The 17,895-nt window shown below is 43.1% G+C and carries 13 protein-coding genes, 1 pseudogene and 1 riboswitch; of the genes and pseudogenes, 11 read left to right on the top strand and 3 right to left on the bottom strand.

What is annotated here, in order from left to right:
* Positions 1-294 precede the first annotated feature (294 nt).
* From DW981_RS15165 to DW981_RS11020, 6 genes are all read left to right on the top strand, one after another.
* Positions 295-2,424: a cellulase family glycosylhydrolase gene (locus tag DW981_RS15165; protein ID WP_182434241.1), complete on the top strand. Its 2,130-nt coding sequence runs from the start codon at positions 295-297 to the stop codon at positions 2,422-2,424.
* Positions 2,425-3,189: 765 nt separating this feature from the next.
* The gene (locus DW981_RS11000; RefSeq protein WP_118507749.1) at positions 3,190-3,588 is read left to right on the top strand and encodes a site-specific integrase; all 399 of its coding nucleotides are present in this window, start codon (positions 3,190-3,192) and stop codon (positions 3,586-3,588) included.
* A 136-nt stretch (positions 3,589-3,724) separates the two neighbouring features.
* Positions 3,725-4,543, top strand: coding sequence for an Rpn family recombination-promoting nuclease/putative transposase (locus DW981_RS11005; RefSeq protein ID WP_118507750.1), 819 nt, complete (start codon positions 3,725-3,727; stop codon positions 4,541-4,543).
* Between the two features lie 22 nt (positions 4,544-4,565).
* A complete protein-coding gene (locus DW981_RS11010) occupies positions 4,566-5,054 on the top strand; it encodes an HD domain-containing protein (RefSeq protein ID WP_118507751.1) in 489 nt (162 codons plus the stop codon).
* Between the two features lie 113 nt (positions 5,055-5,167).
* Positions 5,168-5,758: an HD domain-containing protein gene (locus DW981_RS11015; RefSeq protein WP_118507752.1), complete on the top strand. Its 591-nt coding sequence runs from the start codon at positions 5,168-5,170 to the stop codon at positions 5,756-5,758.
* Between the two features lie 68 nt (positions 5,759-5,826).
* Complete coding sequence (locus DW981_RS11020; RefSeq protein ID WP_118507753.1) at positions 5,827-8,040, top strand: alpha-galactosidase; 2,214 nt, start codon at positions 5,827-5,829, stop codon at positions 8,038-8,040.
* Between the two features lie 67 nt (positions 8,041-8,107).
* Here DW981_RS11020 and DW981_RS11025 read toward each other — a convergent pair whose 3' ends face one another.
* The 3 genes from DW981_RS11025 to DW981_RS11035 form a co-directional block, all read right to left on the bottom strand.
* Complete coding sequence (locus tag DW981_RS11025; protein ID WP_022024877.1) at positions 8,108-8,362, bottom strand: TIGR03905 family TSCPD domain-containing protein; 255 nt, start codon at positions 8,360-8,362, stop codon at positions 8,108-8,110.
* 199 nt (positions 8,363-8,561) lie between these two features.
* Positions 8,562-9,296 (bottom strand): NAD-dependent protein deacylase, encoded by a 735-nt coding sequence (locus tag DW981_RS11030; protein ID WP_118507754.1) that lies wholly within the window; start codon positions 9,294-9,296, stop codon positions 8,562-8,564.
* Positions 9,297-9,330: 34 nt separating this feature from the next.
* Complete coding sequence (locus DW981_RS11035; protein WP_118507755.1) at positions 9,331-10,530, bottom strand: serine hydrolase; 1,200 nt, start codon at positions 10,528-10,530, stop codon at positions 9,331-9,333.
* 158 nt (positions 10,531-10,688) lie between these two features.
* Here DW981_RS11035 and DW981_RS11040 point away from each other — a divergent pair, with 158 nt between their 5' ends.
* The 5 genes and pseudogenes from DW981_RS11040 (at position 10,689) to DW981_RS11060 (ending at position 17,641) form a co-directional block, all read left to right on the top strand.
* On the top strand, positions 10,689-11,105 hold the full coding sequence (locus DW981_RS11040) for a hypothetical protein (protein WP_182434242.1): 417 nt from the start codon (positions 10,689-10,691) through the stop codon (positions 11,103-11,105).
* A gap of 257 nt (positions 11,106-11,362) precedes the next feature.
* Positions 11,363-11,458, top strand: a riboswitch (SAM riboswitch).
* 115 nt (positions 11,459-11,573) lie between these two features.
* A complete protein-coding gene (gene metK / locus DW981_RS11045) occupies positions 11,574-12,770 on the top strand; it encodes a methionine adenosyltransferase (protein ID WP_022025589.1) in 1,197 nt (398 codons plus the stop codon).
* 111 nt (positions 12,771-12,881) lie between these two features.
* Positions 12,882-13,857, top strand: a pseudogene (locus DW981_RS11050) (glycosyltransferase).
* Positions 13,858-13,870: 13 nt separating this feature from the next.
* Positions 13,871-16,483: a TetM/TetW/TetO/TetS family tetracycline resistance ribosomal protection protein gene (locus tag DW981_RS11055; RefSeq protein ID WP_118507757.1), complete on the top strand. Its 2,613-nt coding sequence runs from the start codon at positions 13,871-13,873 to the stop codon at positions 16,481-16,483.
* Between the two features lie 36 nt (positions 16,484-16,519).
* Entirely contained in the window at positions 16,520-17,641 is a 1,122-nt protein-coding gene (locus DW981_RS11060) for a helix-turn-helix transcriptional regulator (protein ID WP_118507758.1), read from the top strand.
* The last annotated feature ends 254 nt before the right edge of the window (positions 17,642-17,895 follow it).

Raw genomic sequence — 17,895 nt, forward strand, 5'->3', positions numbered from 1 at the left:
CGTAGATAGTTTCGAAAATGTTTCTTTGTGTATTATGGCGAAAATATGAACAAAATATGAATAAGTATTGTAAAAAAAATTCATAATATGGCTATAATTGTCAATATGATTATGTGCAATTCAAACAAAAAAGTGTAAATAGGGAAACGGCGGAACGGAACTGCGCCAATTGGGAAAAGTATGTTTGGGTGAGAAAGCAAATAGGGAAAATATCTGAATGGGGATCAGAAATCAAGCGTATTCCAAGGAATGGGTACAAAAGAATAAACAGTTTCAGAAAGGGAAGGTAATTTTATGAACAAGACAAAAAAATGGTTGGCGCATGTATTGACATTGGCAATGGTTATTTGTTCTATTAGCGTATTGTCATTCGGTCAGCAAGCAAAATCAGAGGCAGCATCCGGATCGTTTCAGGATCTGAATCAGAGCCAGTTTGTATCTGCGATGGGAGCAGGCTGGAATCTGGGAAATCAGTTGGAAGCAGCAAATAACGGAGTACCTAGTGAAACAGCGTGGGGTAATCCGACCATTACGGAAAATCTGATCAAAGCGGTGAAAAACGCAGGTTTTACATCCATCCGCATTCCGGTATCCTATATGGGACACATCGGCTCAGACAGCAACTATACGGTAGATGCCGGTTGGTTGAACAGAGTACAGCAAGTGGTAGATATGTGTGTAAACAATGGTTTGTATGCGATCATCAACATGCATGGTGATGGTTATACTACTTTGGATGGTGGTTGGCTGTTTTGTGGATCTTCCAACCAGACAGCGATCAAGGCAAAGTATAAGGCTGTGTGGAAACAGATTGCAACTAAGTTCAAAAATTATGATCAGCATTTAGTATTTGAGTCTATGAATGAAGAATTCGATGGAACATACGGAACACCTTCATCCACGGCATATGCAAATATTAATGCTTACAATCAGATCTTTGTAGACACAGTTCGTCAGACAGGTGGCAACAATGCAAAGCGTTGGCTCATGATCCCTGGATGGAATACCAATATTACATATACAGTTGGTAATTACGGATTTTCCCTGCCAACAGACAATTACAGAGACAGCAGCATTTCTACTCCAAGAATTATGATTTCTGTCCATTACTATGATCCATGGGATTTCTGTGGAGAGGAATCTTCTAATGTAACACAGTGGGGAGAGACAGCAACAAACAGCTCAAAGATATCTTCCTGGGGTGATGAATCTGCTCTGAAATCACAGTTTTCCAGCTTGTATAACAAGTTCGTAGCAGCAGGTTACCCGGTAGTGATCGGTGAGTATGGTTCAATTGATAAGTCAGCATACGATTCTACAAGCGCTGCACAGAGAGCAGAGTTTGCGAAAAAAGTATGTACTTATGCTAAGAAGTATGGCATGGTGCCGGTCCTTTGGGATAATGGCTATACGGGCACATATGGTTTTGGCGTGATTGACAGAAGTACCTGTAAAGTAACACAGCAAAAGATTATTGATGCCATTGCATCAGTATATCCAAAAAGCAGCAGTTCCAACAGCTCCAACAGTTCCGCATCTTCTTTAGAGGGAACATATTATATTAAGAGTTCCTTCAGTGGTTTATATTTGGACGTTGCTAATGGCTCAGCTTCTAACAATGCTAATGTGCAGCAGTATACGTACACAGGCACAGATCGTCAGAAATTCAAGTTGGTAAAGGATTCTGCAACAGGATATTACTATATTTATACAGGTGCCAGCGGATATTCAAAGGTAGTAGATGTTGCAGGCAAAAGTACCGCTGATGGCGCTAATATTTTGCAATACAGCTATAAGGGTTCCAACAACCAGTTATTTGACATTCAAAAGATATCAAATGGAGCCTATGCGATTAAGACAAGAGTAACCTCCAGTGCTTCCTGCCTTGATGTATATAATTGGAGTACGGCTGCAGGTGGCAATATCGCTCAGTATTCTTATTGGGGTGGTGCCTGCCAGTTATGGATCTTAGAAAAAGCATCAGACACAAAGGGCACAGACATCAGTCTGTCAGCCAATGATCTTACTTACGGAAACCATACAAATGCCATTACATCAGGAAGTTTTACAATCGGGGCATCTTCTGGCAAAAATGTAGCGGTGCTTAATCGCAACACTACTGTAAATGGCACAAGTTACAGCAAAGTATTGCAAATGAATGGTGGTGGTAACAGCACCGGAAGATATATCAAGTTTACGGCAACGGGAGCTTGTACGGTAAAAGTTACGGCAGCATCCACATCAACATCCGCATCCAGAACATTGCGTCTGGCATCCGGTAGCGTAGGTGGAAACACAGTAGGAAATGCTACGATCACAGGAACACCATCTACGGTAACATACAAAATTCCTTCTGCAGGTACCTATTATCTGTATTCAACGAGAAATGGAATTTATGTATATCAGGTTAATGTAGCTTATTAATGAATTGTCACAACTAATCATCACAAGTAATATAAAATGATGCAGAGGGCTTTTTGATGCTAGAGATTTCAAAAAGTCCTCTGTATTTTATCTGAAAATTTAAAACAGTATTCATTTTCGTTATACAATATATTAGGCTAAGTAAAACTTCCCATACCGGGAGTTATTGACCAAACCACATATTGCTTATTATGTCAGTAAAATAATAGCTATTTTGCAGCCGATAAAGTAAATTATCCTGCCATCAAAAAAACTAAGACAATTGCCGAAGAACGCAGAGTTTTCATAGTGATTTCTTATTTTGTTAAGTCTCTGATGAATACATGCCTGAAGGAGTGTATGAGATGTCTCGGTTTAGCAAGGTATCATACATTTTTGGACGGGACGCTTCCGCTACGATGCGCTACGTCACGTTACTTAATGTCTCTGAAATACGAGACATAAGTAACGACGAGCGCAAAGTCCCTTTCAAAAATGATGAATACCTTGCTTCCGAGACTTCGAGTTTCCGAAAGGCATGTAAATCATACATCTGAGACAACAAAATTTAGAAATCACTATGAAAACTAATTGCGGCAAGGCAATTGCTATAGTTTTTGATGGCAGTATTCACTATATGTCAGCTGCAAAATATAATTAAACCATCGACATAATAAGCAATATGTGGCTGTGTGAGATAATGAGGTATGGGAAGTTTGAATTAGGCTAAGTTGAACGGTCTAATATTAGAAAACCGCACCAAACGGCGGAGAAAGCAGGACGAAGATGAAACAAAAGACAAAGCAAAAAGTTATCACGGAGCGGGAAATTATTCGCTTCCGTCAATGTTTATACAAAGCAGAAAAGTCCCCGAGTACGATAGATAAATATGTACGGGATGTCCGTAAATTGCAGCAATACGCGGACGGAAGGATCCTAACGAAAACGCTTATGCTGGAATATAAAAGAGATCTGGAAGTGAGCAGCACCTACAAGGCTACCAGTATTAATTCGTACATTGCAGCTATCAATCAATTTTGTCAGGCAATGCACTGGAATGATCTATGCATCAAAACAATCAAAGTGCAGAGAACAGCATTTGAGCCCGAAGAAAGAGAATTAACGATAGGAAGACAAAAAAGCCGACATCGCTGTTCTTGCTGTTGTGACCTGCAGAGAAAGTAGAATGTTGTGAGATATGTACATAATAATCTTATAAATATGTGAATATTGCCTATAGTAATCCCTCTTGAAAGATGATATATTATCACGTACGAAACAATATGTGTAAATGCGTAATAGGAAAGAGGGGGAGTACACTATGGCAAGAGAAATAAAACCATACGAAGAACTGGAGCTAAAAGACGACTTTATGCTTGGATTGATCATGCATGATCCCAAATATGTAAAACCATTTTTGGAGATGATCTTGAAGATCAAGATTCGAAAGGTCGTATATCCGCAGTCACAGAAGAGTATTGATCTGTCTGCAAATGCCAAAGCAATACGGTTAGATGTGTATGTGGAAGATGATCAGAACACGGTCTTTAACTTGGAGATGCAGACGTCAGATAATAGGAATCTACCGAAACGGATGCGGTATTATCAAGGCGTGATAGACCTTAACATATTGCAGAAAGGTCAGGATTACACGAAATTAAAGAAAAGTTATGTGATCTTCATTTGCACATTTGATCCGTTCGGAGAAGGCCGGCATATTTACACATTTTGCAATATCTGTCAGGAAAATACGGCATTGACATTAGATGATGACGCAGTTAAGATAATCTTAAGTACGAAGGGGACGATGGATGATGTGAGTCCCGAAATGAAACGGATTTTGGATTATATTGATGGAAAAGGTGCGTCGGATGAGTATACGAAGCAGTTAGAGGAAGCAGTGCGTTCGGCCCGTCAAAATGAGAGTTGGAGGTTGGGATATATGACGTTAGAATACGAATATCGGCAGCGTTATGAAGAGGGCTTGAAGGAAGGTGAAGAAACAGGAATAGCCAAAACCAATGAACGGTCTATTCGAAAGCTATACAAACGTGGAGAAAGCATAGCATCCATAGCAGAATTTGTAGAGTTGGATGAGGAAGCAGTGAAGCGGATTATTAAAGCAATGGGATTAGAGTAAGAAAGTAGGATGAAAAATTATTATGATTAACAAGTTGCACGCCGAAATGATTAAGTTGTATGCAGGGGATCCGAAAAGAATACAGCATTTTTGCAAAGTTCACAGCTATGCAAAATTAATAGCAGAACTGGAGAATGTGGATGAGAAGACTAGGTTTATTCTTGAGACAGCAGCATTAACGCATGACATAGGCATTCATATATGCGAACAAAAATATGGCGACTGCGGGGGTAAATTACAGGAACAGGAAGGTCCGGGACTGGCGCAACAATTGCTTGCCAAGTTGCGGTTCCCGGAGGATGTATCGACCAGAGTACAATATTTGATCGCACATCATCATACCTATGAGGATATGGATGGGATCGACTATCAGATTTTGGTTGAGGCAGATTTTTTGGTGAATATGTATGAAGATACATTATCACAGCAGGCAGTACAGCATGCGTATACAACGATTTTTAGAACAGAGACAGGGAAGATGATTTGTAGGGATATGTTTGCACTTACTTAAAATCGTACCTGAAGATCATGATTCGTCCTGCGGATGGATTACAGGGATAAATAACTGCTTGGGATATATGATGTTTTGAACATGCAGTATTTCAGGAAAAGGAGTAGTATGTGATGGATGAACGATTAAAAAAACAGCTTGCATTTGCATTGGAGATTGATAAGGAGAAGAATATTTTTCGGCAGACGCATCTTTCCGGACATGGAAGAAATGAAAATGATGCAGAGCATGCTTGGCATATGGCGATTATGGCGTATGTACTTCGGGAATATTCGAATGAAAAAATTGACGTTGCAAAGGTGATGTTAATGTGCTTGATCCATGATATTGTAGAGATCGATGCAGGGGATACTTATGCGTATGATGCAGAGAATCTGAAGACGCAGACAGCAAGAGAGAATGCTGCAAAGGAGCGGATCTTTTCGCTCTTACCGGATGAACAAAAGGAAGAACTGATCGCATTGTTTGATGAGTTTGAGGCGTTTGAAACGCCGGAATCGAAGTTCGCACATGCTATGGATAATTTACAGCCGTTAATGTTAAACAACAGTAATGGTGGTGCGGATTGGAAAGAACATGAGGTTACGGCGCAGCAGGTATACGGACGGCAGAGTAAGACGCGTCTTGGATCAGAAACATTGTTCGAAGTCGTAGATTCGATCATACAGCAAAACATTGCAAATGGTCAGATACGTGAGGATTGAGTCACATCTGGACCAACTATTGCAAAATAAATCATCGTGATCCATGGAGGAAAGGTGTAAAGAATAGAATGATTATTTATGATAAGAAACAGCATATTTTCCAACTAAATACCAAGAGTACCAGTTACATGATCGGCATTACACCGGAAGGATATTTGGGTCATATTTATTATGGGGAGCGTTTACAGCACATTGACGGTGGATATTTGCTTCGGATGGAGGAATATCCATATACACCAGAGCGCAACAAACGCGAAAAATGCGTTTTTTTGGAAAGCTTTCCGATGGAACTGCCAACCGGCGGCATTGGGGATTTTCGGGAAAGCTGCTTGGATATTCGAGATGAACATGGATGCCTGGGAACGGAAATCCTTTACAAAGAGCATCGAATATATTCCGGCAAGACACCACTAGAGGGTCTTCCGGCTTCTTTTGTTACTGATTCACAGATGGATACGGAAGATGCCGGTACAGCAGTACAGACGTTAGAGCTTATTTGTCAGGATCGAGTGCTTGGTGTAGAAGTTGTGCTATCGTATACAGCTTTTGAGAGGGAGGATGTGATCACTCGTTCTGTGCGGGTACACAATCGGGGAGAGCAGACGCTTACCATTGAAAAAATATATAGTGCCTGTCTGGATATGGATTATGAGGAAGATTATGAGTTGCTGACTTTGCCGGGCGCATGGGCCAGAGAACGACGTATACAGCGCCGGAGAATTGGATATGGAAGACAGTCAGCGGCGTCGATCCGTGGGGAATCCGGGCATCAGGAGCATCCGTTTATTGCACTGGTTACACCGGGTACAACGCAGACCCAAGGAGATGTGTATGCAATGCATTTTGTCTATTCCGGCAATTTTTTGGGACAGGTGGAAGTGTCGCAGCATGACATGATACGTATGACAATGGGAATACACTCCTATGAATTTGGATGGAAGCTGACACCGGGACAGAGCTTTCAGGCACCGGAAGTAGTTCTCACCTACTCGTCGGAAGGTCTTGGCAAGATGACACGTTCACTTCATGATTTTTACCGGGAGCATCTGATCCGCAGCCGCTACAAAAACACAGAGCGTCCGATTCTGATCAACAATTGGGAAGCAACGTATTTCGATTTTACAACGGAAAAGTTATTGGATATTGCGCAGACTGCGAAAGACTGTGGCATAGAGCTGTTTGTGATGGATGATGGCTGGTTTGGCAGACGTAACAATGATGAGTCTTCGTTGGGAGATTGGTATGTGAATGAAGCAAAACTTACCGGTGGTTTAAAATATTTGGTAGACAGCATTAATAAAATCGGCTTGAAGTTTGGCATATGGTTTGAGCCGGAGATGATCTCTCCGGATTCGGATCTGTTTCGCGCACATCCGGACTGGATGATCCAAATACCGGGACGTGAGCCGACTCTTAGCCGGGCGCAGGGAGTGTTGGATCTATCGAATCCGGAAGTTGAGGAGTATGCTTATGAATCGGTGGCACGTATTTTGCGCAGTGCACCGATCATGTACGTAAAATGGGACATGAACCGCCAACTGTCGGATCTTGGAAGTGCATATTTGGACAAAGAGCATGGTCAGGAATTACTTCATCGGTATGTGTTAGCAGTATATCGTATGCAGGAGCGGCTGATTACGGAATTTCCGGATCTGTTGTTGGAAAATTGTTCCGGAGGCGGGGGGCGATTTGATCCGGGAATGCTATATTACAGCCCACAGATCTGGTGCTCTGATGACACAGATGCCGTGGAGCGTTTAGGTATTCAGGAGGGAACAGCGTTAATTTATCCATTATCCACGATAGGGGCGCATGTTAGCGCCTGCCCAAATCATACGGTAGGACGCAATACTCCGTTTGTGACTCGTGGACATGTCGCATTGGCGGGAACATTTGGTTATGAGCTTGATGTGACAAAGTTATCCGAGGAAGAGAAGGCGTTGATCCGTGAGCAGACAGAGATGTATCATACCTACCAATTATTGATCCGAAATGGGGATTACTATAGACTCGCATCGTATGCAGAAAATCACTACTATGATGCTTATATGGTTGTGTCAAAAGATCAGAAAGAGGCTTTAATGACATTTGTACAGGTGCTCGCGGAACCGAACCGCCGAAGCCGTAAGGTACATTTACAGGGACTGGATCCGGAAGCGGTTTATTATTGTGATGTGACGCAAAGGGAATATACCGGTGAAATATTAATGAAAGGCGGCCTGTTGATCGGTGATCTCTGGGGAGATGCCGTAAGCCGCCTGTACCATTTTGAGAAAAGATAGAAACAATATGTGATTCATAAACGAAACGCATAGCTTCTAAACAAGTGTGAATAAATAGTTTGGTGAATTATTGTACTGTGTCGAGTGCTTCCAACAGTGCGGTTGCAAGCTGGTCCGAGCAGGATGTGCTTTTGAAACCGCACGTGATGCCCTTGACTTTATCTACGACCTGTTCTACGGTCAGACCGTCAACCAAAGAGCTGATCGCCTTTAGGTTACCGTTACAGCCACCGACAAATTGTACGTTATGAACAATATCACCATCCAGATCAAATTCAATTTCACTGGAACAAGTTCCTTTTGTAGTATAAGAGTAATGCATAGTCATCAATCCTTTCTTTCTTGTTAGTAATTAGTCTTTTTATCAAACTCGCAAATCTGCTCTTTCAGAGCTTTGTCGCTTGTTTCACAAGCTTATTTGCAACGCTTATGCCAAAGCGTTCACATAGCGACCAGTCATCTGCCAGGTATAGATACCGGCATCTGACTGATAGCTATATGCAATTTTGCCTTCGCGCACATTAAATTTCAATCCGGGAAAAGACTTCCCCAAGTCCACATTGTAACAAAAGATCTGCATCTGCATCCATCGGGGTGGCAGATTTATTGATCAATACCAAATGGTTTCCATGGAAATAATGCAGTAGTCCGGCGGCCGGATATACAGCGAGAGAAGTGCCGCCGATGATCATGAGATCGGATTCGCTGATCGCTTTGACAGCACCGGTTACTGTTGCATCATTTAATCCCTCTTCGTATAATACAACATCCGGCTTGATAATACCACCACATTCACAAGTCGGAATGCCTGTGCTTTCGGTAATACAGTGAATATCATAAAATGTATGGCATTTGGTGCAGTAATTGCGGTGCACGGATCCATGGAGTTCGTATACCGTTTTGCTGCCTGCTGCTTGATGAAGCCCATCAATATTTTGAGTCACAACAGCAGTAAGTTTGCCTTTTTGTTCCATTTCTGCCAATTTCAGATGAGTGATATTTGGCTTGGCGTCCAGACAGATCATCTTATCGCGGTAAAAGTCATAGAACGCTTTTGTATTTCGCATAAAAAACGTATGGCTGAGAATGGTTTCCGGTGGATAATCATATTTTTGATGATACAAACCATCTACACTGCGAAAATCCGGGATGCCGCTTTCGGTTGAGACTCCGGCGCCGCCAAAAAACACAATACGTTTACTTTCATTGACCCAGCTTTGAAGCTGATCAATGCCTTCTGCCTGTGAAGTATTCATATACTGCTCACCTAACCTTTCTTGGAGTGATCTGCTAATCTTCTAATGCGGCATATACAATATCGCGGATAACTTGTACATCCCGGTAACCGTTACCACCGCATTTGTTGATCACATAAATGATCGCCAGATCCTCAGCCGGATCCATACTTACATAGCTGCCTAACCAGCCGTCCCATCCAAATTCGCCATTAGATCCAATGCTTTCGGAAAGTTCTGTATGGATCATACAACGCATCAGATTGCCATAGCCATAACCTTTTAATGCTTCCCAGTCAAAGCTTACCAGCTGTTTTTCATTAAGATGATTCTGTGTCATCCATTCTACTGTTTTGCGTCCCAAAATGCGGACACCCTGATACGTTCCTTTGTTTAACATCATCTGTGCAAATTTGGCGTAATCGCTCAAGGTAGATACCAAACCTGCGCCACCGGATTCAAAAGATGGCTGTTTTAGATGCATATGAGACAGGCATAAATGCTGCCAGGTGCATGGATCTAACGTTTGAGTTTCCGGCATATATTGATAGAACTGCATAAAACGGTCCTGCTTTTGCTCTGGGACATAGAAATCAGTGTCTGTCATGCCGAGCGGTTCAAAAATAGTTTCTTTGAGATATGTAATGTAGCGTTTGCCGGATACGACTTCCACGATGGCGCCGAGAACGTCTGCGCAAAAACCGTATAACCAGCGCTCGCCTGGCTGGAATGCCAGAGGCTGTTGACCGATGATATTTGCCAATTCATAGGTAGAAGGAGTCGGTTCGCCTTTGGCGATCTTATCATAGAAATCTGCTTGGATTTTGTCCATAATAGCACCGGCAGGAAAAGATGCATCCGGGTAAACTACACCGGCAGTCATATCCAACAGATCTTGGATAGTGACTTCGCGGTTCGCCGGAACAAGTCCCTGATCGGTATATACTTTTTGATCTTTAAACCCCGGTAAATATTTGCTGGCCGGGTCGGATAGTGCTAATGCCCCCTTTTCTACCAAAGTCATCACAGCAACAGAAGTGATCGGCTTTGTCATAGAATAACAGCGGAAGATCGTATCTGGTTTCATTGGATGGTGTTTTTCTTTGTCTGCTTCGCCGTATTCTTTGCGGTATACTTCCTCGCCGCGATGGAGTATACAGATGGATGCGCCGACATTACAGTCAGGATCTTCACTGTGTCCGATCAATGTTGATGTGATCGCAGCATCCAGTCGTTTTAAGATGGTTTGGTTCATATATCAAAATCCTCGCTTTCTGCTTAAGTATTCTCTTGTTATGTTAGCACAATACCTGATAAAAACCAATCATTATCAACAAGAATAAAATTTTAAAAAAAATACATACTATGTTTGAGAATAGCAGAACATATGGCAAAGGAAGGAGAATAGCAGATATGAATCCGGCACAGGCATATACGATCATGTTTTTTACAGGAGGATTTTTATATTGCGCATTAGAAATATTAATGCGGGGTTATTCTCATATATCAATGCTGCTAGCTGGTGGAATTTGTTTTGTGTTAGTCGGTGCTGTGCAAAATCTACTGGGTGGACAGGCATCACTGGTGGGGCAGATGCTTTTGTGCAGTCTTATGATCACGGTGGTGGAATTTGTTGTCGGCATGATCGTGAATCGTTATCTGCATCTGGCGGTATGGGATTATTCCGGACAGCAGTACAACTTTCGGGGGCAGATCTGTCTTTTATATTGTAATTTATGGTTCTGGTTGTCGGGTCCTGTTATCGTACTCCATGATTTAATGGAACATTTCTTATTAAATGTACCGATGCAGCACTATAAAATTTTTTAGTATGTATGCCAAATGTACCGATGTAGCACTATAAAATTTTTTAGTATGTATGCCCGCTTGCTGCTGAGGAGATATGTTTGGATCTTCTGAACGGATATTGTTTTGAGACATTTTCCTTTGTGGTATATTGGACATTATCATAAATGGTTCATAATTTTGGCGAATAGTCTCGTTTGGGTATTGACGAAATGCGTCGAAAGGTATAATATAAAAGTTGTGTGTTATTACACGGTATAAGAAAATAGTTCACAAAACAACTCTTATTTAGAGTGGCGGAGAGTGAAGGCTCTGTGAAACCACGGCAACCCCTGACAGGAAGGTGCCAATCTCAGCGAGAAATCGAGCAATAAGAGGGTTTGAGATCAAGTTGAAATCAAGTCCATCTGTCGTCGGTTTAGGTGGGCTTTTTCTTTTTGGAAATATTCGTAGATAGACCGTATAGAATGGTACGGCAGAATGGAGGAAATTATGGAGAAACGTTTGTTTACATCGGAATCGGTTACGGAAGGACATCCGGACAAAATATGTGATAACATTTCCGATGCTGTATTGGATGCATTGATGGAACAGGATCCGATGAGCCGTGTTGCTTGTGAGACAGTCATTACGACAGATTATGTGATGATCATGGGCGAGATCAGCACGAGAGCTAAGGTTGATTATGAGAAGATCGCGCGTGAGACGATCCGTGAGATTGGTTATGACGATGATGCCAAAGGATTCAACTGTGATACCTGTAAGGTAAAGGTGTTGTTAGATCAGCAGTCTGCAGATATAGCTATGGGTGTTGATAAGGCTTTTGAGGCAAAGAACGGTGAAATGGATATGTCTGATGCACAGATTGAAGCAATCGGTGCAGGAGATCAGGGAATGATGTTTGGCTATGCAACCAACGAGACGGAGGATTGCATGCCATATGCGATTTCTTTGGCACATCAGTTGACACGCCGGTTGACAGAGATGCGTAAGAATGGAACACTTTCTTATCTTCGACCGGATGGCAAAAGTCAGGTGACAGTAGAGTATGATGAAGCCGGTAAGCCGATACATATCAGTGCTGTGGTTATTTCGAGTCAACATGCAGAGGATGTATCACAGGAGCAGATCCATGAAGATATTCGTAAGTATGTGATTGATCCGATCCTTCCGGCAGAATTAGTAAGTGAAGATACGAAATATTTTATCAATCCAACCGGCAGATTCGTGATCGGCGGACCGAATGGTGACAGCGGATTGACTGGTCGTAAGATCATCGTAGATACGTATGGCGGATATGCACGTCACGGTGGCGGAGCTTTTTCGGGAAAAGACTGCACAAAGGTAGATCGTTCGGCTGCATATGCAGCACGTTACGTTGCCAAAAATATCGTAGCGGCAGGTCTTGCAGACCGTTGTGAGATTCAGCTTTCCTATGCGATCGGCGTTGCACAGCCGACTTCTGTTATGGTAGATACGTTTGGTACCGGCAAATTATCCGACAGCCGTTTGGTTGAGATCATCCGTGATAACTTTGATCTTCGTCCGGCTGGTATAATCAAGATGCTCGATCTGCGCAGACCGATCTATCGCCAAACTGCGGCATATGGACATTTTGGAAGAAACACCTTAAACCTTCCTTGGGAGCAGACAGACAAGGTTGCCATCTTGAAACAATATTTGATATAATACTGCCAAGGGTCATGGAGAAGCGAGGTATGCATTCTTATACGTTGCTATGCAGGAAAATGATCCATGGTATCTATGAAAGAAACAAAGACACAATACAGGGGGTATATCATGACGAGTAAACCAATTTTATACATTGTAATTCCTTGTTACAATGAAGAAAAGTATTACCGGAAACAGAACCATTATTTTTGCAGACGCTGCGTGGCATGATCTCAGAAGGGAAGATTGCAGAAGAGAGCCGTGTCATGTTTGTAAATGATGGAAGCAAAGATGCTACTTGGGAATTGATCAGCAAGTTTGCAGAGGAAGAAGAGCAGATCGAGGTTTATGTTTGTCACGTAATCGTGGACATCAGAATGCTCTTTTTGCAGGACTGATGACAGCAAAACAATATGCAGATATTACAATATCGATCGACTGTGACGGTCAGGATGATATGACAGCGATGACGCGGATGGTGGACGAGTATTTGGGAGGATCACAGATCGTCTATGGTGTGCGTTCCGAGAGAAAGACAGATACGGTATTCAAGCGTGCTACGGCGCAGGGCTTTTATAAAGTTATGGCGGCGATGGGCGCAGATGTTGTATACAATCATGCAGATTACCGTTTGATGAGTAAAGAAGCGCTGGAGGGATTAGCACAGTTCAAAGAGGTTAATCTGTTCTTACGTGGAATGGCGCCGTTAGTAGGTTTTCGCTATTCCTGCGTTTACTATGAACGTGCTGAGAGAATTGCCGGAGAGAGCCATTATCCATTGAAAAAAATGCTTTCGTTTGCGTTTGATGGCATTACCAGCTTTTCCGTCAAACCGATCAGTATGATCACCAGCATGGGATTTATTGTTTGTGTGATCAGTTTGATCGCTATTGTTGCAACGATCATTGAAAAGATATGCGGAATGACTGTTGGTGGATGGTCAAGTCTTTTGTGCTGTATTTTATTTTTGGGCGGTGTGCAGTTGCTTAGTTTGGGCGTTATTGGAGAGTACATTGGTAAGATTTACATGGAAACCAAGGAACGGCCACGATTTATCATTAGCGAGAGTACCGGGGATATTACACCGGCGAAGGATCGCAGATAGAAAGTGAATATATATGAAACATATTACCATAGGAATATTGGCGCACGTTGATGCGGGTAAAACGACACTGTCGGAGGGACTTTTGTATACGGCAGGGTCGATCCGCCAATTAGGGCGTGTTGACGATCAAAATGCTTTTTTAGATAACAATCATATGGAACGTGACCGGGGGATCACTATTTTTTCCAAGCCTGCGCGCTTTGCGTTGCAGGATGGAACGGTTACGCTATTAGATACACCGGGACATGTAGATTTTTCGGCAGAAATGGAGCGTGCATTGCAGGTACTGGACTATGCAGTATTAGTCGTTAGTGCTGCTGATGGCGTGCAAAGCCATACCGAGACGTTATGGCAGCTTTTTGCTTACTACGATATTCCGGTGTTTCTTTTTATCAATAAAATGGATATGCCGGATACGGATCGTGGTCGGATCATGCAGGAACTACAGGAAAAGCTTTCGGATGCCTGTGTTGATTTTATGGCAGAACCTGAGAGCGTGATGGAAGCGGCAGCCATGTGTGAAGAGGATCTGTTGGAACGCTTTTTGCAGGATGGAACACTTGAAGATGCAGATGTGATCCGGCTGATCAGACAACGGAAGTTGTTTCCATGTTATTTTGGCTCTGCACTAAAAATGCAGGGAGTTGAAACATTTCTAAAGGGATTGTGGCAATATACAGAACCCGGTCAGTATGGAGATGAGTTTGGCGCCAGAGTATACAAGATATCCAGAGATGAGCAGGGCAATCGACTGACACATTTGAAAGTGACGGGTGGACGCCTGCAGGCGAGACAGTTATTACAAGGCAAAAAGCAGCTGCAATCTGATGATGGCGATGAAGAGCAGATCTGGAGCGAAAAGATCAATCAGATCCGGTTCTATTCCGGAGAAAAATATACGACGGCAAAAGAAGCCAAAGCGGGAGAAATTTGTGCGGTTACCGGTTTGTCCCATACGTATCCGGGAGAGGGGCTTGGCTTTATGGAACACGATGAGGTTCCAATATTAGAGCCGGTTTTGACGTATCGGATCTTTTTGGAACCGGACTGGGATGTAAGACGTGCACTTCCGCTCTTGAAGCAGCTTGAAGAGGAGGAACCTGAGCTTCATATTATATGGGATGAAACACTCAAAGAACTTCATGCACAGGTGATGGGCGAGGTGCAGATCGAAGTGATCAGGCAGCAGTTATTTGATCGTTATCGTATGCATGTCACTTTTGGCGAGGGAAATATCGTTTACAAAGAAACCATAGCGGCACCGGTTATCGGTATGGGGCATTTTGAACCATTACGACATTATGCAGAGGTTCATTTGTTGTTGGAGCCCGGTGAGCCGGAATCCGGTCTGGTGTTTGACACGAATTGCAGCGAAGATATGCTGAGCAAAAACTGGCAGCGTTTGATCCTAACTCATTTGCAGGAAAAGAAACATCGCGGAGTGCTTACCGGATCAGAGATCACGGATATGCGGATCTCCGTTATTGCAGGTAAAGCACATGTGAAGCATACGGAGGGCGGCGATTTCAGACAGGCGACCTACCGTGCAGTCAGGCAGGGACTTAGACAGGCAGAAACGATCTTACTGGAGCCGTACTATTCGTTCCGTTTGGAGCTGCCGACCGAACAGTTGGGACGGGCAATGACGGACATGGAGCGAATGAGTGCGAAACTGAATGCACCGGATTCATCGGGAGAATACGCAGTTCTTGCCGGAGAAGCACCGGTTGCGACAATACGCTCCTATCAGAAGGATTTGTCTGCTTATACCGGTGGTAAAGGAAAGATGTCCTGTCAGTTGTGCGGATATCGACCATGCCACAATACGGAAGAAGTGGTTGCACAGATTGGTTATGATCCGGATCTGGATTATGCGGCAACAGCGGATTCTGTGTTTACAGCACATGGTTCCGGCTATATCGTTCCTTGGGATGAAGTGGCAGATCATGTACACGTAGATAATGGGTATTCTTTGGAAGGTAAGCAGTCACCGGAAGACGACTATGCGGAGCCTATGACAGCAGCAATGAGGCGCAGAATGCGGTATGATACGGAATACTCGATGGGAGAAGAAGAGATTCGTTCTATTCTTGGACAAGCGGGTGGCGCAAACCGCAATCAGAAGAAAAATTGGATCAGACAGCGAAAACGTGTTGTTTCGTCCACAGACAGTCGTGGACCTGTCGCTTACAAGCGTTCGGCGGAAAAGTATCTGCTGGTGGATGGCTATAATATAGTGTTTGCATGGGACGAACTGAACGAGCTGGCAAAGGATAATATTGACGCAGCCAGAGACCGCCTGATGGATATTTTATGTAATTATCAAGCTTATATGGGGATGACACTGATCCTTGTATTTGATGCTTATAAGGTAAAAGGTGGCATTGGTCAGATGCTGGATTATCACAATATACATGTGGTATATACGAAGGAGGCGGAAACAGCAGATCAATATATCGAAAAACTTGCTCATAACATGGGGCGGGAACATGATGTAACTGTGGCAACTTCGGATGGCCTGGAGCAGCTGATCATCCGAGGGCAAGGCTGCAAATTATGGTCTGCAAGAGAATTTTATGCTGAGGTCAAACGAGTGGAGGAAGCCATTCGAAGACAAGTTGAGTGAGAGAAAAGCGCATTATAGAAAGGCGGGGAAAACAATATGGATATTTACTTATTAGAGCGACTACACAAATTATTGCATGGACCCATCAATGTCTTTGACCGGGAAGGGAATCTGATACACAGCTTTGAGGAAGGTGTGTGTCAGCCGGTTGCACCAAGGGAGTTTCAGGGAAAAGGAAAAGAAAAACCATATATTAAGATGGATGGAAAGGGCGTGGCATACGCAGTCATCCAATCGCCTGTAGGGGAATATATTGTGTTAGGCAGGATACGCGTGTATTATGCGGTAGGCAATGATTCCATAGGCATTTCTTATTGTGGAAAGGATGAATTTCGCGCGATCATAGAGCTTTGTTGGAAATCCATTACCGGACAGGAAATGCCGGGAAATGTATTCTGGAATGTATTGGAGGAGCCGGATGCCAGTATTGCAAAGCATCTGACAAATGATATGCTGCATTATCAGGAGAGGCGTAAAGCGCACAATCCGATCCGACAGGAGCGCCGTGAGCAGGAGAGCATTCGCAGAGGAGATCTGCAGGCGTTGGAAGAAAGTATTAATGAATCTTATGGAGGAGAGATCGGAAATGTTTCCAAGGATGTACTAAGACACTACAAAAATATAGCAATATGGGTGATCAGCAGTGCGTCTCGAAGCGCCATTCAGGGAGGAGTCACCCCGGAAAAAGCCTTGTCTATGTGTGATAGCTTTTTACGCAATGTAGAGGATAATCTGCAGGAGCCACTGGAAGTTGAGAAGGCGACCAGAGAGGCAGAATTTATCTTTGCGCGTGAGGTACGCGATCTGCAGCGAAAAAACTGTGAAGATGTATTAACTTCTCAGGTCAGAAATTATATTTATCTGCATATTATGGATAAACTTCAAGTGACAGACATTGCAAAAGAGTTTGACGTCACACCGAATTATTTATCCGATCGTTTTCGCAAGCAGGAGGGGATTTCGCTGAAGCAATATATTATCAATGAAAAAATTGAAGCAAGCGAGTATTTTTTGAAGTATACCGATAAGTCTATCGGCGAGATCAGTGAACATTGTGCATTTGGTTCACAAAGTCGCTTTACTCAGTATTTTAGGGAAAGACATGGTGTGACACCAAGCGCCTATCGCAGAATATTTCAACAAGAACATGAGATTTGAAAATGCGGTAGTTGTTTCTAAGCATTTTGGAGACATAATCTTACAAAAATTAACCGCGATAGCATTTACTTGTTTTAGGCTACGTGATATAATAGGCAAGATTATAGTGATACGCGTGGTCTCATAAACGAAATGCCGGAAGTTTGGTATTCGGGAATACAGTGTTACAAATGCTGTAATGTTTGCATGGGACGAAATGGGAGGGAATATGACAAAGAAAATACGATCGGTCAGCAATACGTGCATAATTATGC

Origin of the sequence: Clostridium sp. AM49-4BH (genome assembly GCF_003478335.1) — a bacterium.
GTDB lineage: Bacteria > Bacillota > Clostridia > Lachnospirales > Lachnospiraceae > Butyribacter.